The following is a 15,168-nucleotide window of genomic DNA, read 5'->3' as shown; positions in this document are numbered from 1 at the left end:
GGCCGGAAGCCAGGGCGCCAAGCCTCACGGCCCATCCCTGGCAGCATTGGCTTCAGCGACGGGCGATCAACAGGCAAAGCTGACGCAGGTCGCGATCATAGGTGCCTTCGCTGCCGAGCACGTCGACACAACGCTTCTTCATGCGCGCAACCTGGCTGCTGGACATCTGCGCCACGACACCCGGCAGGCTCGGATGGCTGGGATTGCTGGGGTTCGAGGGATTGCTGGGATTGGTTCCGCCACCAATACCCAAGCCGACGCCGACGCCGCTGGTGCCACCGACATTGGCGCCGAGGCCGGCGGTGACGCCGCCAGCGCCACCGACATTAGTGCCCAGCCCGGCGGTGACGCCGCCCGTGCCGCCAACATTGGCACCCGCTCCGGCATTGATGCCGTTGCTGCCCCCGACGGAAGCACCGAGCCCGGCACTGGCGCCGTTAGAGCCGCCGACATTGGCACCGGCCCCGGCATTGATGCCACCGCCGCCGCCGACAGAAGCGCCGACGCCGGCGTTGACGCCACCGCTACCACCAACCGAGGCGCCGACGCCGGCATTGATACCGCCACTGCCGCCCACCGAGGCGCCGACGCCGAGCCCAGCCGCGCTTGCGGGCATGGAAAGGACGAGGACCATTGCACTACCCGCCAACACATTGGCGACTGTCTTGATGGTGAAAGCCATAACACTCTCCTGTTGTCGTTGCCCTATGACAGCCGGCGCACAGCCGACTGCACATTCAGCTACGCCGCAGGTGAGATTCAGTTTCATTCGGCGCATACTTACGCAGATGATGGTATTTATTGATGAAATGCATATATTATAAGAGTGATAAAACTATAATACATATGTAAAAAATATTCCAAATCGAGAACGATAATCGTCGATATACCTTTATCGCGCGGAAAGAAACTCGATTCCATATTGCTGACGCCCAGCGCATATCGTGATGATTGGACATCGGCCACGATGGTTGTGCTCGCAGCGCAGAACCCAGCGGGCGGCGTTGGAAAACCAGGCCGTCACAGGCTTGAGGCAGTTCCAGGAAATCTGGAACCGGTTGTCGCGGGAAAGGCGCGTAGCGCTTCCCTTGGGAACTTGCCAAAAACAACGAGATGGGCAGGTTGGCGTTTCTGAGAAACGGCGAACAGCTATTAACATACGCGGCAGGCCACAAGCCAAACGCCACTCGGCCTTTCGACAGTCTGCCCTCAGAATAGGCGGTAGAACAGCCTGTAGCGCACACGTTCCATGTAAGCGCGATACTCCGGCTCGGCGGCCAGCAGAGCCTCCTCGCGCAGGATACGATACAGCTGCATATAGGTGATGACCGCATAGACCGCGAGGTTGTGGAAGGAAAAGGCCGACAGCAGATAGAGCACATGGCCGGCAAGGTAGCCGGCATAGATCGGGTGCCGCACAATCCGGTAGGCACCGCCCGTCATCACGCCGCGATTGGCAGGCAGGATGGCAAAGGAACGGCCAAGCGATATCTTGCCCCAGATGACAAACAACAGCGCAACGAACTGCAGCGGCGCGGCGAAATAGACCGGAACAAGCGCTATGCCGGGCTGGAGGCTGATCAGCGCAACCCCGAAACTGGCGGTCACGGAGACGATGACCGTAAGCGGATTCCAATCACGCGTCACCGGACGCCGCGACAGAAGCAGCCAGGTGAACGTGAGTATCTCGGAAATCGCCACCAGCGCGGCGTTGAGCCGGGTCGGGTCCTCCACGAGCTGGGACACGCCGCGATAGACGAACAGCCCCGCGCAGGCCAGGGCACAGAGGCGAAAGAAGCCTTCGCGCAGGTCGACCAGTATGTCACGCCTTCGCGCGGCGGAGAAAAATCCGCCCTCATTACTATGCGAAAACGCTTCACTTTTTGACGTGAGCAACGCAAACACCCCAATGATCCCTCGAAGGGACCATTGCACGCAACCATTGCCGGGCGGTTAACCGGGAAGATCGGATCGGCATCAAATCGGGTTCGCGTCAGGCGCGAGATCAGGTTCAGGCAGTGTCGGCGCGGGCCTACAATTTATGCTTGCATTTTTGGAACAAATAAGGAACAATACATGGATTAACCGTTGAGGCGGACCAAGGTTTTTCGGGGGAGGACCAGCAATATGACGAGCTGGAAAGGTGTGGGATTGTCCGCAGCCGCGATCGGATTGCGTGTGCCGATGAAGCTTTCGCCCAGCCGGCTATTGGCTGGGCTTGCTGTCGTTCTTGCGCTGAACGTATCGGCGCTCGCGGCAGAGAAGGATTATGCTACCTGCATCGGCAAGGACATCGAGCCGGACAAGCGCATCGCCGCCTGCACCCCGATTGCCAAGGACACCACGGAGGTGACGCGCATCCGCGTCGTGGCCTACTTCTATCGAGGCATCGCCTGGGACGACAGGCAGGATCAAGATCGGGCGATCGCGGACTACAGTGAGGCGATTGCGCTCGATCCAAAACAGGCCTCGCCATACTTCAACCGCGGAGCCGATTGGTACGACAAGGGAGACAACGACCGGGCTATCGCGGATTTCAACGCCGCCATCAGCCTGGAGCCGTCGTCCAGCGATGCTTATTCCAGCCGCGGCGCTGCCTTCCTGCGCAAAGGCAAGACCGACGCGGCCATTCTCGATTTTCAGCAGGCGATCGAGGCCGATCCCAGCAACGGCAAGGCGCATGCCGGCCTCGGGATCGCCTGGGACAGGAAGAATGACCTGGTGCGCGCCGTCGCCGAATATGACGAGGCGATCCGCATCGATCCGCAGGACGCGATCGTCTACATCAACCGCGGCATTGCCCGCGCCGCCAAGGGTGAATTCGATCCCGCCATCGCCGATTATGACGTGGCGCTGGGCCTCGATCCCGAGAACGCCGACGCCTATGCCAACCGCGGTGCCGCCTGGCTTGGCAAGAACGATTGGATTCGCGCGATTTCCGACACCAGCAAGGCAGTCGAACTCGATGCCGCTGGTATCGACGGTTACTATTACCGAGCCGTCGCGTGGGCAAGCAAGGGCAACAACGATCGCGCCATAGCCGATTTCGACAGAGCGATCGCTCTTGATGCAGACTATGCCAGGGCCTATTTCGGTCGCTCCCTGGTGCGCACCCGCAGCGGCGACGCCACCGGCGGTGCCGCCGATTGCCGAAAGGCCATCGAGCTCGATCCGAAAAAGGCAGGTGGCTGCGACACAGGGCCGGTGGGCGCGAAGGCGCCGGCTGTGCCACAGACACCCAAGCCTGCCGCGTCCCCGGTTTACGAGCCGCTGCAACTATACCCCAAAGAGGATCATTCCGAACTCGTTGCCTGGAATCTCAAACGGGGGCTGGAGCAGCAGATGCAAGGCGACGTCGGAGGCGCGGTAGACTCATTCAGCTTTGCGATCCAGCTGGATCCTTACAACGCCGAGGCCTTTTACGACCGGGCGCTTGCCGAGGCATCCCAGGGAAATTACGCCATTGCCGCCACGGACTGCCGGCGCGCCATCGAACTCGACCCGAAGCGCGCAGGCTCTTGCAGCGAACACGCCCCAGGCGAAACAGCTCCGTCGGTTGCCACAGGGAAGGACCCGGCAGCCGCAAAAATCCTGCTCGAGCGCGCCGAGGCGCGGCTTGCAAAATATGGCATCGAAGGCGCACTTCTCGATCTCGACAAGGCGATCAACCTGGATCCCGAGAGCGCCGAAGCCTATTTCAGCCGGGCCGGTGCCAGGACACTGAAGGGCGATATGGTCGGTGCAGCGGCGGATTGCCGTCGCGCCGCCAAACTCGATCCAAAATGGACGGGAGGCTGCAGTGAACAGGTTGCGGGTAACCACAGCAAACCGCCACCATTGCCGGACACCCTACAGCCGACGCCGCGAGCCGTCGTTGCCGATGTAACGGCCACGCAGGACACGCTGGCCGCGAAGGCCCTGGAGGCGAACGACCCGCAGGCCCTGGAAGCGATCCTTGGCGGCGATGCGTTCCTGGACATGGGCAAGTACGATCAGGCCATCGGCGCCTACAACCACGCGATCGCGCTCGACCCGGACAACCGGTTCGCCTATTTCGGCCGCGGCAAGGCCTGGGCTGCCAAACGCGCCTACCAGCAGGCGATCGCCGACTACGGCCAGGCCATCGAACGCGCCCCCAATTTTGCCGCGGCGCATTTTCGCCTTGGCCTCGCTAAGATCACCCTTGGGGACATCGATGGTGCTCTCGCCGATTGCGACCGAGCCGCCGCGCTCGATCCAAAGGCGCGCGACGCATTTTACTGCAAAGGCATGGCTCAGCATGCCAAGGGCGACGCAGGAAGCGCAATCGCTGCTTATTCGGTGGCGATCGGGATCGATCCGAAGGATGATGCAAGCTATTACGGGCGCGGCATGGCGTGGGCCGACGGCAAGGACTATTCGAAGGCGATTGACGACTTCGATCAAGCCATAAAGCTCAGCCCTAGCAATCCAGACTATACGGTTGCGCGCAAAGCGACGGTGGCTGCGCTGGCAGAGGGTGGCGCCGCGCCGGACGCCGTAGGCCCGGCCCCAAAGGACCTCAAGGCTTTCATCGACCGCGGCGACGCCTTCTACGACAAAGGCAAATTCGATCGCGCCATCGCCGAATACAGCAAGGCGATTGCGCTCGATCCAAGAAAGGCCTCGGCCTATGTCGGCCGCGGTCTGTCGTTTGTCGAGAAGGGCATGTACGACGCAGCCATCACCGACTTCGGCGAGGTGATCAAACTCTATCCCGGCCATTCAGACGCCTACATCGGCCGCGCCGTCGCGTGGACAAACAAGAACGAACTGGATCGTGCCATCGCCGACTACAGCCGCGTGATCGAACTCAACCCGCAATATGCGCCGGCTTATTTTGCACGTGGCGCTGTCTGGTTCACCAAGGGCGACTACGACCCGGCGATTGCCGACCTGGACCAAGCGCTGAAGCTCGATCCAAAGATGGCCCTCGCCCGCAAGGGTCGCGAATTGGCGATGCTTGCAAGGGACGAAGCCAACGCATCGAACATGCCGGGCCAAGCCGTTGGCCGGGCTGGCGAGCAAGCGACCAGGCCGAGTTGGACTTCGCTGGCCGCACAGACCTTCAACAAGGGTCGAGCGCTGTATGGCAAGGACGACTATGACGGCGCCATAGCCCTGTATGGCAAGGCGATTTCATTCTTTCCTGCATTCCACGACGCCTATCTAGCCCGAGCAGTGGCCTGGGAGGCCAAGAGCGATTACGCGCATGCGGTCGCCGATTACAGCCAGGCGATTACGCTCAATCCGAATCTTGCCGAGACCTATTACGACCGCGGCCAGAACCTCGGTTTCCAAGGCGATTACGACGGGGCGCTCGCGGACTACAACATGGCCATCAGTCTCAACACCTCGGACGCAAGGGTCTATGCCAATCGGGGACTCATATGGATGGGCAGGCATGAGGACGTCGCTGCGTTGCGCGATTTCGAAAAGGCACTCAGCCTCGATCACGGAAACCCCTTTGCTTATTTGGGCCGAGGCGTGATCCGGACCAGCAGGGCGGACTATGACGGCGCCATCGCCGATTTGAGCCACGCGATAAAGCTCCAACCGGATTTCGCCACCGCCTACAACGCGCGAAGGCAGGCGTGGGAAGCCAAGGGCAACCACAAGCGCGCCGAGGCCGACCGCAAGAAGGCGCTGAGCCTTGGCGCGAAGTAAGGTTCGAGAACGCTGCCAGATGACGCGTTGAAAAGCTTTGAACGATGGGAAGCTTTCACGCCAACCGAGCGCCTTTGGCTAGCCAGCCATTCCCTCGAGGCGCGAAAGGCAGACCGACGCACCTTACCCCAGAGCTGAATTGCTGAAATACCCTGCAAAATCAGGGTGCTGCGTCAGAACCTTACCATCCGCGTCGCGCAAAATGCCCGCTTTGAAGAGATAGTCGCCGATGGCGTCCATCTTGGCCGGATCCATCGTACCGATGGCGCCGTTCTCCGCGCGCAGATAGTGTCCGTCGATCAACGCCTTGAGCGATGCTTCGATCAATGCCGGATTGGTCAAGGCGTCCTTGTTGCCGGCGATCAGCAGCGCGGCGGCTTCGGCCGGATGATCGACGGTGAACTGATAGCCGCGCCGCGTTGCCTGGATAAAGGCCGACGCTAATGCCGGGTTTGCCTTGAGATAGGCTTCGCTCGACGAGATCAGCGTCGTGTGCTCGTCCGGCACGCCGTAGTCGGCATAGACGAAGCTCCGCTGCTTGACGCCCTTGAGTTCGGCCTCGACGCCCTCCCAGGTCGAGACCTCGAGCGTGAAGTCGACCGAGCCATTGGCCAGCGCTTCATAGGCGGAAGTGCCGAGCGTCACCGTTTCGAAATTGCCCTTGCCGCCGTCGTGGCGGATGATGGTCGAGATCAGTGCGTTTTCCCAGGCGCTGCCGAAACCGCCATAGGTCAGGCCGTCAAGATCCCTGGGACTTTTTATCTCGCTGCGCGCCGCATTGAAGACCACGCGGCCGGTTTCGGACTGCACCACGGCGTAGACGGCCTTCAAGTCGGCCCCGCCGGTCTTCTGGCTGAACAGGCTGATGGTGCCGTTGATGCCGAAGTCGGCAACGCGGTTGGCGACCAGCGTGCCGGCGCCGGTGTCACTATAGGGTAAAATGTCGACCTCGAGGCCGGCCTCGCGGTAAAATCCCTTGTCGCGGGCGACGAACAGCCCGATGTGGTTGGTGTTGACAGTCCAGTCCAGCGCGACGGTGACTTTTTGCGTCGCGGCGAAGACGTGGCTCGCTCCAGCGATCAGCGGAAGACCGCTGGCAAGGGTGAGCAGCAGGGCCTGCCGGCGTGTCATATCAGTCATGGTCATGTCCTTTGGATGGTTGAGGGTTGAGCAAGATGTCGAGGATCTCGGCCTCGAGTGCGCCGGCCTGCTGCGCGGCGGCGCCAGTCGGATCTCGCGGACGCGGCAAGGGCACCGTGATCTCACGCAACACACGGGCCGGACGCGCCGACAGCACATAGATGCGGTCGGACAGGAACACCGCCTCGCGCACATCGTGGGTGATCAGCAGCGCCGTCCAGCGATGGTGACGCCACATCTGCTCAAGCCAGCGCTGCATGGCCGCACGGGTCAATGCGTCGAGCGCGCCGAACGGTTCGTCGAGCAAAAGCATGTCGCGCTCCTGCACCACCGTGCGCAAAAGCGCCGCGCGCTGGCGCATGCCGCCGGAAAGCTGTGCCGGAAAATGCCGCTCGAAGCCGGCAAGGCCGAACTCTGCAAGCAGCGGCACGACCCGCGCCCGCGCCACCTGGCGTCTGACGCCTTGCACTTCAAGCCCGAGTGTCGTGTTGTCGAGGATGCGCCGCCACGGCATCAGGGCGTCGCGCTGCGGCATGAATGCGAAATGCCGGCCATGGTCGTCGAGCGGCATGCCGTCGAACAACATCTCGCCTTCGCCATGCTCGGCACCCGTCAGAAGCTGGAACAGCGTCGACTTGCCGGCGCCCGAAGGCCCAAGGATCGAGACGAATTCGCCGGCACCGACGCTGAGCGAAATGTCGGCGAGCACGTCGAGCCCGCCAAACGCCTTGCGCACATGCCGCAATTCGAGCCGGCTCATCGCCCCGGCCCCTTCCCTGCCGGCTGACGGCCGATCCGTTCCCAGGGCATGGCGAGGCGCTGCAAGAGCGCCGTCAGCCCGAACAGGATCAGCGTGAGCGCGGCACTCACGCCGACCGCGGCCAGCACCAGATCGGGGCGGAAATTGTTCTTGGCGTTGAGCATGTAGATGCCCAGTCCCTTGGCCGCACCGGCATATTCGGCGAAGATGGCGCCGACCACGGCATAGGTGATGGAGATCCGCAGGCCGGCGAAGAAATAGGGCAGTGCCGAAGGCAGCCGCGCCAGAACGAAGACACGCCAGCGCCCTGCCCCCATGGCGCGCAGCATCTGGCCGATCTCCACCTCGGTCGCCTCGTAGCCCTGCACCAGAGCCACCAGCATCGGGAAAAAGGTGACCAGCGCCACCAGCATGATCTTTGGCGTCAGACCGAAGCCGAACCACAGCACCACCAGCGGCGCGATGGCCACCAGCGGCAAGGTCTGGCTGACGATGAAGACAGGGAACAGCGCGCGCCGCAGCGGCTGGAAGAAGTCGACCAGCATCGACAGCGCGAAAGCGGCGCCGAGCGAGCAGGCAAAGCCGATCAGCGTGGCGCGGATGGTGGGAACGGCGTTGTCGATCAGCGCCTCGCGATTGAGCGTCGCCTGTTCGAAGACGCGCGACGGCGCCGGCAGGATCGTCGGCTTGATGCCGGAATAATTTGCGTAGAGTTCCCAGGCCACGAGCAGCAACCCGACCGACATCACGGCCGGTGCCGCCCTGGCGAAGAGACCCGCGAGCTGCCGCGGGCGGCTTGACGACAATGAGACCACGAGAGGACAACCTTGACCGCGCGTAGAGCAAGCGGGTGTTTCAGACTCAGACAGCGGTGGGGCTGTTGGCGGAAACCGTGACGTCAAGGGTTACGTGACCCGCGCCCGGTCCGAAGCGGCAGAAGGCTTCGTTCAGCGCCGAAAAGATCGCGCCGGTATCGCCGCGCAGTTTGGTGCAAAAATTCTTGGAGCGATCGTAGACGCCGGACTGTTTCAGGAAATCGATGCAGCCATAGATCTCATCCATGTGGTCGCCGGTGCCCATCACATAGAGCGAGAACTGCGCCGCCGCCGGCTGGCCGGTGGCAGCAGCACTGCGCACGGCGGCGATGGCGGCTTCCTTGCGCGGCCCGAGCGGCCCGACAGGCCCGCCAAACGCGTCGGAGCGGCAGATCGGATCGTCCGGCTCGCCAGGACAGCCGCGCGAAATGGCGGCCGACAGCACGCAATGCTTGCCGCTCTGCGCCGCCGCCACGAACAGGTCGCGCAGCGCCGGGAACAACACTTCGGGCGGCCCGACCAGCAAGGTCGAGATGTCGTCGGTTTCGATCCGGAGCCTGTCCCGGTAGGGATCGAGCGCGCCGAGCGCGCCCAGGATGACGCCGACGAAATCGTCGGCCATGGGATATAGGGAAATCTGTGCGCCTGAAAACATAGCCCGCCTCGCTCCGCTGGTATTACCCAGATCAGCTTCTAGGGTCTGTGGGCTTGCCGCCCCCGTCTCAGCCCCGACCGTACGGAGCACCCCTGTGGATGGACGCGTTAAAGCACCATTCGAACGGAAGGGGAAGCCGTTTTTTCAGCGCACCGGGCCAAAAGCGTTGCACCAACTCTGGCCGTTGCGTGGACGCTGGCGACGCCGCGCAGTCGGAATTTTATGGGGAACCTTCGCCAAGCCGAGAGGTTGTCCCACCAGTCGCAACGCGGCGAGTTCACAGAAATGGAGGCAAAACCATGTTCATGAAAATCCTCGCAGCTTCGGCGTTCACCGTTGCGCTTGCCACTTCCGCGATGGCGCAAAGCAACACCGCAAACGGCATGGATGGGTCAGGCGGCAGCGGCCACTCAGTGACTGTAGACCCGAGCACGCCGGCTTCGCCCAATACGGTCGATCCGGCAATTACCAACAGCACCACCATCGCGCCGGGCGACATGAACTCCAATGCGGATCGGAATTGCCCGACCAACCCACAAGGTGCGCAGTCCGATGCCAACGGCAATTTGACGGCGCCCACCGTGAACGACAACAACTGTGGCAAGTAAGTGATTGTCCAAAAACAAAAAAGCCGCCGGACATCCGGCGGCTTTTCGATATCACTTCCAACGATGCTTTGTGCCAACCGTTAGGATGCGGCCTTTTCGCGAACCGGCAGTTTCCAGCCCGGCCTGACGAAGTGGCAGGTGTAGCCGTTTGGATATTTCTCCAGATAATCCTGGTGCTCGGGCTCGGCTTCCCAGAAGGCGCCGGCCGGCGCGACTTCCGTGACGACCTTGCCAGGCCACAGGCCGGAAGCATCGACATCGGCGATGGTGTCTTCGGCGACGCGTTTCTGCTCGTCGCTCGTATAGTAGATCGCCGAACGGTAGCTCATCCCGACATCGTTGCCCTGGCGGTTGCGCGTCGTCGGATCGTGGATCTGGAAAAAGCGCTCCAGCAGCGTGCGATAGCTGATCACGGCCGGATCGAAATTGATCTCGATGGCTTCGGCATGGGTGCCGTGGTTGCGATAGGTGGCGTTGGCTACATCCCCGCCGCTATAGCCGACACGCGTGGAGATGACGCCGGGATAGCGCCGTATCAGATCCTGCATGCCCCAGAAACAGCCACCGGCAAGCACTGCGCGTTCGGTCGAAGTCGCCATGTCACGTCTCCTCAAAAGGCAATTCCAGCTCATGTAGCGGTTTCCCGCCCGGAATTGCGCGGACAAAATTGGATTTCCCAATAGATGGGCATTGTCGTCCGCTTCGTCCAGTCGCGTGGAAACAACGCGGCCATGAGCGAACGATATCACGACGCGGTCGGGGATCGAACCGTTTCAGTTGCCCGGATGCAGGGTCCGGCTGTCGACGGCAAGCGGCGGATACAGCGTGCCGGGCGGAATGGCGGCAAAGCTGATTGCCACCGGCGGCGCCGTGCGCGACCAATTGAAAAGAACCGTCTTGACCGGGAGGTTGCCCAGCCATGTCTGCAACTGCGGCGGAACGTCATGCCCTGGCCAAACCATCAGCATGCCGTGGTCGTGCAAGCGCTGCCTGGTGATCCAGGGCGCGAACCGCGTATCGAGATCGGTGAAGATCGACGGCTTGTCATAGGCATTGAGGCCCGCCAGCATAGCCACCTGGGTATCGCCGCCGACAATGTCGAGCCGGCCGGGCGCCGCCGCGTGCCAGACCGCCTCGGCCTCGTCCGCGATCGGCTGTGCCGGCCAGCAGACGGCGTCCAGGCGCCCCCGCACATTGCAGCCCGTCCAGCGCAGCGCCGCATAGGCACCCGACATGGTGAGGATGCAGAGGAACGCGCAGATCGCCAGCCTTCGCATCTCGATGGCGCCGAGCCGGTGGCCAAGAAAGGCGAGCACCGTGACGCCGACAAGATTGTACATCGGCGCGCCCCAGGACTCGCCGGTGCCGGTGAACAACGAGGCCACCATGATCAGGGTCGCCGGGCCGAGCCCCATCCACACGAGATAGACCAGAATGCCGCGCTCGACCGGCGCTTCTGGGGCCGGCGAGCGCCGCAACAACCCGGATATCGTCAGCACCAGAAGAAAGCCGGAGAGCCCGGCCATCTGGACGCCGATGTAGTAGAGACGCGCCCGGTTTTCGGTCACCCATTGGTCGCGGGCTGCGAAATAGGTCAGCGGCAGGAAATCGATGCGGTAGAGCGCGATGGCCAGCGGCGCGGCAACGGCGAGAAAGACGGCAAGGCCGAGCCATGGCCAGGGCGTCGCCAGCCGGCTGCGCGCGCGTGCGTCACACAACAGCCAGAGCGCGCCGAAGGCAAGCAGCAGGCCGGTGGAGAACTTGGCATAGAGCCCGACGCCCGACACCAGTCCGAGCGCCAGCCACCAGCCCGGCCCGCCGCCACGGCCGGCGCGCCAGAGCAACCAGCAAATGGCCGCCCAGAACGGCATCTGCGCGTAGTCATGATTGAATTGCGGGGTCGGCCAGCCGAAGAAATAGACCGACGGCATCAAAAGCACGGCGGCCAGCGCACGGCTTTGCCCGAGCATGTCGCGGGCCAGCAGATAGACCAGGATGAAGGTCGACGAGATCGTCAGCTGGGCAAGCATATATTGTGGCCAGCGGAACGATCCGGTCAGAAGATGGCTGGTTTCGAGCAGCCAGCCTGGAAGCTGCGGGTGCTTGTAGGTCAACAGCACCCATTCGCGGCCCCACATGAAACCTTCCACCACATCGCCGGGCGGGGCGGGATCGATCAGTGCCGGCACCACCGTCCAGCACAGGATCTGCACCAGGCACAAAAGCGCCAACAAATACCAGGGATGGCGGAGCAGGCCGGGCCATACCGATGACGAGTCAAGGCCGGCGGCAGTCAGCCCCGCCGGCTCCCAACCATCCATGGAGTCGTCTATTCCCACCATGCGGCGCTTAAACCACATCGTCCGGTTTGCCGAACAGCCCCAACGTCAAAGCTTACGAAAAAGTATACTTGCAGGCCATTGCAAGACCAAGATTGGGCAGGAATTTCGGCGCTCCGTTGCCCTCCCCCGGCAGAACAGCCGCCCATTTGATCCTGTCTGAACATCCCGGATATTCGATGCGTCACCAGCATGCCGTCATCCACCATCGCGCGCTCGACTTCTGGCTGGCACGCGCGGCGGTCCTCGTCATCATTTGTTTGCAGCTCCTAGTGATCAACGATCTTTCGTTCGGCCCGCGCTGGCTGGCGCCGGCGCTGGAGGCCGCCCTGCTCGTGCCCCTGTCCGTCGCCACCGCCTGGACACAGGTCGCCAGCCAGAAAGCGGTCGAGGAGGAGCACTGGTATCTGGTCGGCCGGTTTCGCGTCATCATCCGCAGGACCGCGCTGGTGATGACCGGCGTCGTCAGCATCATGAATTGCGGTTCGCTGGTGTTCCTGGTGCGCGCCTTGCTGGCGGGCCATGCCGGCTCCACCGGCCAGACGCTGCTCATCGACGCGCTCAACATTTGGGTCACCAATGTCATCGTCTTTGCCTTGTGGTTCTGGAGCACGGACCGCGGCGGGCCGCCGACCTGCGGCCTCGTCAATCGCGCCCATTCCGACTTCCTGTTCCCGCAAATGACCTTGAACGACCGCGAGATCCGCGACTGGCTGCCTGGCTTCGTCGACTATTTCTTCCTCGCCTTCACCAATGCGACGGCGTTTTCGCCGACCGACACCTTGCCGCTGTCGCAGCGGGCCAAGCTTTTGATGATGGCCGAGTCGATGATATCGCTGCTGACGATCGCACTGGTCGCCGCCCGCGCCGTCAACATCCTCGCCTAAGCCCAGAAACGCAAAATAGCCCTCCCGGCGAACCGGAGCGGGCTATTGGATGGTTTGCGACAGTCCCGAAGCTGGAGCGCGGGGTGGACGATCCTCACCTCAATCCGCGCCGAGGTCGCGTTCGAAGACCACCTGGTCGCGCAGCGGAATGCCGTTCACAGCCGAGCCTTCGGGGTAACCGGTCGATGGCCCGAACGCATCCTGCACGATGCGAGACATTCGAAAGCCCTGTCTCTGGTAAAACCGCAAATTGCCGATATCGGCCGCCGCGGTCGCCACGATCAGGCGCCGGCCGTGGCGCTCGCGGCAGCGGGTGACTGCCGCCGCGACAAGGGCGCGCCCCAAGCCCTCGCTCTGCCTTGCCGGACGAACGGCCAGGCTCTTGATCTCGAAGACACCGCCCTCGCCTGTCTCGATGAGTTGCACGTGGCCGATGATCCTGTTGCCCTCCCGCGCGACCAGCACTTCGCCCTCATCGATATAGCTGGAAACCTGCATGGGGGAATCGTCGGCAAGGGCAAACAGCGGCAGCAATATTTCACGGTTCCCGTCATATCGTTCAATCTGCATCCGTAACCCCGGGCTGGATCAACGCCGCCGCGAGTCCGGCAACCTTGCACCGCGATATAGCAGTGGCCGGGCAGGAGCCACAAACGCAAAAAGCCCGCCCCAGCGTGAGCCGAGGCGGGCATTGGCTCGATCGAGCCGTCAGGCGCGAATTCTCGGACGCAGGGCAAGGCCTGGAGCTATTCCTGGACCGCGCCCCGCCGCGTGCAATCTGTCACCCAAACCAGCCAAACGTAAGGCTAACCACCAAGACCGCGATCAGGATCGAGAGCGGCACCGCCATGAACAGCCCTGCTTCTAATAATCGGGTTTCCCTGTCACTGAACATTAGGCCCTGCCTCAACAAGCTTCGCTCAGATAGAAGCTGCGAAGCCTGTTTCCGTTCCCAATACCGGCGACATGCGATCCACGTGCGATTTGGCTTAACGTGGCCGCCTGGAGAGCGAAATCAGTTCGGCTTCCCCAACGATGCCGGCCATGTATTTTGCAACGATACGGGAGGCCAGCGCATCATTCGATTGGTGCTCCATTCCGCCCCAACAAAGGCGTTTTGGGGGCAATTTCAGCGGAGGCTGATTGAATCGCTGTTTTCAAGGAGCGAGCAGCTGTCGAAAAGCCCGCCGGCCGGAGCCAGCGCGCCGTGCCCTTCCTTCGTTCGCATGTTTCGCTGATATGGGCGGGGGTGCATACATCTTCACCAGTCGGCGCTGCCATCCTTAAGGCCCTGCCGGTCAGGCCCAGTGGCCTTCCGCTGCCAGTCCCCACTAGCAACCAAGCCGCTGGGCCGCAGGCATGATTTGCGCCACATATGCGGCTTGAAGGCGCTGAACAGAAGGTGTTGCTCGATGCTCCGGACAGACAATGGCGCGGCGCTCAGGCTTTCAGATTTTGCCGATCCTAACGATGCAGTCATTGCCGCAATCGAACTCTATGGGCCGGAAGCGCAGACCGCAGCGGCCTACTGTGCCATGGAAGCACACTTCGCCGGGAGACTGGCCGATTTCCGCCTCTGGTGCGAAGTCTTTCGCGTCTTCAAAACCAGATTCCATTGAGAGGCACATATATCGAGGCCGCCACGGCCATCAGCGCGTTCGCGCCGTGTAGCCTGCCGGGAAGATAACGAAGCAATCATCGGCAATACCGAAGCCCGCTTCGCGGCCTTTCAGTCTTCCGTCGCCGGCCTGAACTTCCGCACGATCAGCTCGAACAGGATATCCGAAAGGCGGCAACGATCGCCGCGCGCTCGTCGGGCGAATAATGGGAGGCATCGTCGATGGTCATGAAGGTGACGTGACGGGACATGAGGCGGCCTGAATCAATCGGCGAGATGTCAATCGTATCACTTTGTTAAGGCGAGATTTTCGGGCGACACGCGGCGGCTCGTTCCTTCTCCCTTGTGGGAGAAGGTGGATCGGCGCGCAGCGCCGAGACGGATGAGCGACTATCTGAGGTGTCAAGTTGCATTTGCGAATTCGTTACGCGCGTCGCGTGCTTTTGCATTGAGAATGACGAGCAGCTTGCGGGCGAGCGCAATGCGGATGACCATTTTCTCCTTTCCGGCAGTCTGCAACCGTTGCTTGAAAGCTTTGGCAACGATGCTGGCAACGAGAAAGAGGACGCCGCGCGGCCCTGCCCGACCGCCGCGCACTGGTCTTCGACCGCTGCGCTTGCCACTGTCATTGGCGATCGGCGCCAGGCCGGCCAACTTGGCG

General features: G+C 62.4%; 14 protein-coding genes and 1 riboswitch. Of the genes, 4 read left to right on the top strand and 10 right to left on the bottom strand.

Features of this window, described 5'->3' with window-relative positions:
• Nucleotides 1-52: 52 nt before the first annotated feature.
• Together D3242_RS03900 and D3242_RS03895 are read right to left on the bottom strand one after the other, a co-directional pair.
• On the bottom strand, nucleotides 53-682 hold the full coding sequence (locus D3242_RS03900) for a hypothetical protein (RefSeq protein WP_081296069.1): 630 nt from the start codon (nucleotides 680-682) through the stop codon (nucleotides 53-55).
• 527 nt (nucleotides 683-1,209) lie between these two features.
• On the bottom strand, nucleotides 1,210-1,905 hold the full coding sequence (locus tag D3242_RS03895) for a methyltransferase family protein (protein ID WP_019859273.1): 696 nt from the start codon (nucleotides 1,903-1,905) through the stop codon (nucleotides 1,210-1,212).
• Nucleotides 1,906-2,127: 222 nt separating this feature from the next.
• Between D3242_RS03895 and D3242_RS03890 the strand changes: the two genes are divergently transcribed.
• Nucleotides 2,128-5,685: a tetratricopeptide repeat protein gene (locus tag D3242_RS03890; protein ID WP_244839831.1), complete on the top strand. Its 3,558-nt coding sequence runs from the start codon at nucleotides 2,128-2,130 to the stop codon at nucleotides 5,683-5,685.
• Nucleotides 5,686-5,808: 123 nt separating this feature from the next.
• Here the strand turns inward: D3242_RS03890 and D3242_RS03885 are convergent, their stop codons facing one another.
• From D3242_RS03885 to D3242_RS03870, 4 genes are all read right to left on the bottom strand, one after another.
• Complete coding sequence (locus D3242_RS03885) at nucleotides 5,809-6,825, bottom strand: ABC transporter substrate-binding protein (protein WP_064984285.1); 1,017 nt, start codon at nucleotides 6,823-6,825, stop codon at nucleotides 5,809-5,811.
• Nucleotides 6,818-7,585 carry an ABC transporter ATP-binding protein gene (locus D3242_RS03880; RefSeq protein ID WP_019859277.1) on the bottom strand — a complete coding sequence of 256 codons (768 nt, stop codon included), beginning with the start codon at nucleotides 7,583-7,585 and terminating at the stop codon, nucleotides 6,818-6,820. The genes D3242_RS03885 and D3242_RS03880 overlap by 8 nt, the downstream gene beginning before the upstream one ends.
• A complete protein-coding gene (locus tag D3242_RS03875; protein WP_394811810.1) occupies nucleotides 7,582-8,331 on the bottom strand; it encodes an ABC transporter permease in 750 nt (249 codons plus the stop codon). Before D3242_RS03875 ends, D3242_RS03880 begins: the two co-directional genes overlap by 4 nt.
• A gap of 115 nt (nucleotides 8,332-8,446) precedes the next feature.
• The gene (locus tag D3242_RS03870) at nucleotides 8,447-9,055 is read right to left on the bottom strand and encodes a YkoF family thiamine/hydroxymethylpyrimidine-binding protein (RefSeq protein WP_038647899.1); all 609 of its coding nucleotides are present in this window, start codon (nucleotides 9,053-9,055) and stop codon (nucleotides 8,447-8,449) included.
• Nucleotides 9,046-9,159, bottom strand: a riboswitch (TPP riboswitch). (Overlaps the previous gene by 10 nt.)
• Nucleotides 9,160-9,354: 195 nt before the next feature.
• On the opposite strand from D3242_RS03870, the gene D3242_RS03865 reads away from it, so the two are divergent.
• Nucleotides 9,355-9,663, top strand: a complete 309-nt coding sequence (locus D3242_RS03865; protein WP_019859280.1) for a hypothetical protein — start codon at nucleotides 9,355-9,357, stop codon at nucleotides 9,661-9,663.
• An 80-nt stretch (nucleotides 9,664-9,743) separates the two neighbouring features.
• On the opposite strand, the gene msrA is transcribed toward D3242_RS03865, so the two are convergent.
• Entirely contained in the window at nucleotides 9,744-10,262 is a 519-nt protein-coding gene (msrA, locus tag D3242_RS03860; protein WP_019859281.1) for a peptide-methionine (S)-S-oxide reductase MsrA, read from the bottom strand.
• A 174-nt stretch (nucleotides 10,263-10,436) separates the two neighbouring features.
• Nucleotides 10,437-11,984, bottom strand: a complete 1,548-nt coding sequence (locus D3242_RS03855; RefSeq protein ID WP_081296068.1) for a glycosyltransferase family 39 protein — start codon at nucleotides 11,982-11,984, stop codon at nucleotides 10,437-10,439.
• A 197-nt stretch (nucleotides 11,985-12,181) separates the two neighbouring features.
• Between D3242_RS03855 and D3242_RS03850 the strand changes: the two genes are divergently transcribed.
• Nucleotides 12,182-12,889: a hypothetical protein gene (locus tag D3242_RS03850; RefSeq protein ID WP_019859283.1), complete on the top strand. Its 708-nt coding sequence runs from the start codon at nucleotides 12,182-12,184 to the stop codon at nucleotides 12,887-12,889.
• Between the two features lie 99 nt (nucleotides 12,890-12,988).
• Here D3242_RS03850 and D3242_RS03845 read toward each other — a convergent pair whose 3' ends face one another.
• Nucleotides 12,989-13,459, bottom strand: coding sequence for a GNAT family N-acetyltransferase (locus D3242_RS03845; protein WP_027047051.1), 471 nt, complete (start codon nucleotides 13,457-13,459; stop codon nucleotides 12,989-12,991).
• A gap of 812 nt (nucleotides 13,460-14,271) precedes the next feature.
• Between D3242_RS03845 and D3242_RS03840 the strand changes: the two genes are divergently transcribed.
• A complete protein-coding gene (locus D3242_RS03840) occupies nucleotides 14,272-14,508 on the top strand; it encodes a hypothetical protein (RefSeq protein WP_095203861.1) in 237 nt (78 codons plus the stop codon).
• Nucleotides 14,509-14,909: 401 nt separating this feature from the next.
• Here the strand turns inward: D3242_RS03840 and D3242_RS03830 are convergent.
• A partial coding sequence (locus D3242_RS03830; protein WP_147377451.1) for a transposase occupies nucleotides 14,910-15,168 on the bottom strand: 259 nt, incomplete at its 5' end.

This window comes from Mesorhizobium jarvisii (genome assembly GCF_003601985.1).
In the GTDB taxonomy this organism is placed as follows: Bacteria; Pseudomonadota; Alphaproteobacteria; order Rhizobiales; family Rhizobiaceae; genus Mesorhizobium; species Mesorhizobium jarvisii.
The sequence above is the reverse complement of the archived record's forward strand: the minus strand, read 5'-3'. Positions and strand labels throughout refer to the sequence as shown.

What these genes read in the sequence shown, in the direction of transcription:
- D3242_RS03855 (WP_081296068.1), bottom strand. Translation starts at nt 11,984, where the DNA reads ATGGATGGTTGGGAGCCGGCGGGGCTGACTGCCGCCGGCCTTGACTCG.
- D3242_RS03865 (WP_019859280.1), top strand. Translation starts at nt 9,355, where the DNA reads ATGTTCATGAAAATCCTCGCAGCTTCGGCGTTCACCGTTGCGCTTGCC.
- D3242_RS03845 (WP_027047051.1), bottom strand. Translation starts at nt 13,459, where the DNA reads ATGCAGATTGAACGATATGACGGGAACCGTGAAATATTGCTGCCGCTG.
- msrA (WP_019859281.1), bottom strand. Translation starts at nt 10,262, where the DNA reads ATGGCGACTTCGACCGAACGCGCAGTGCTTGCCGGTGGCTGTTTCTGG.
- D3242_RS03875 (WP_394811810.1), bottom strand. Translation starts at nt 8,331, where the DNA reads ATGTCGGTCGGGTTGCTGCTCGTGGCCTGGGAACTCTACGCAAATTAT.
- D3242_RS03870 (WP_038647899.1), bottom strand. Translation starts at nt 9,055, where the DNA reads ATGTTTTCAGGCGCACAGATTTCCCTATATCCCATGGCCGACGATTTC.
- D3242_RS03890 (WP_244839831.1), top strand. Translation starts at nt 2,128, where the DNA reads ATGACGAGCTGGAAAGGTGTGGGATTGTCCGCAGCCGCGATCGGATTG.
- D3242_RS03900 (WP_081296069.1), bottom strand. Translation starts at nt 682, where the DNA reads ATGGCTTTCACCATCAAGACAGTCGCCAATGTGTTGGCGGGTAGTGCA.
- D3242_RS03850 (WP_019859283.1), top strand. Translation starts at nt 12,182, where the DNA reads ATGCGTCACCAGCATGCCGTCATCCACCATCGCGCGCTCGACTTCTGG.
- D3242_RS03880 (WP_019859277.1), bottom strand. Translation starts at nt 7,585, where the DNA reads ATGAGCCGGCTCGAATTGCGGCATGTGCGCAAGGCGTTTGGCGGGCTC.
- D3242_RS03885 (WP_064984285.1), bottom strand. Translation starts at nt 6,825, where the DNA reads ATGACTGATATGACACGCCGGCAGGCCCTGCTGCTCACCCTTGCCAGC.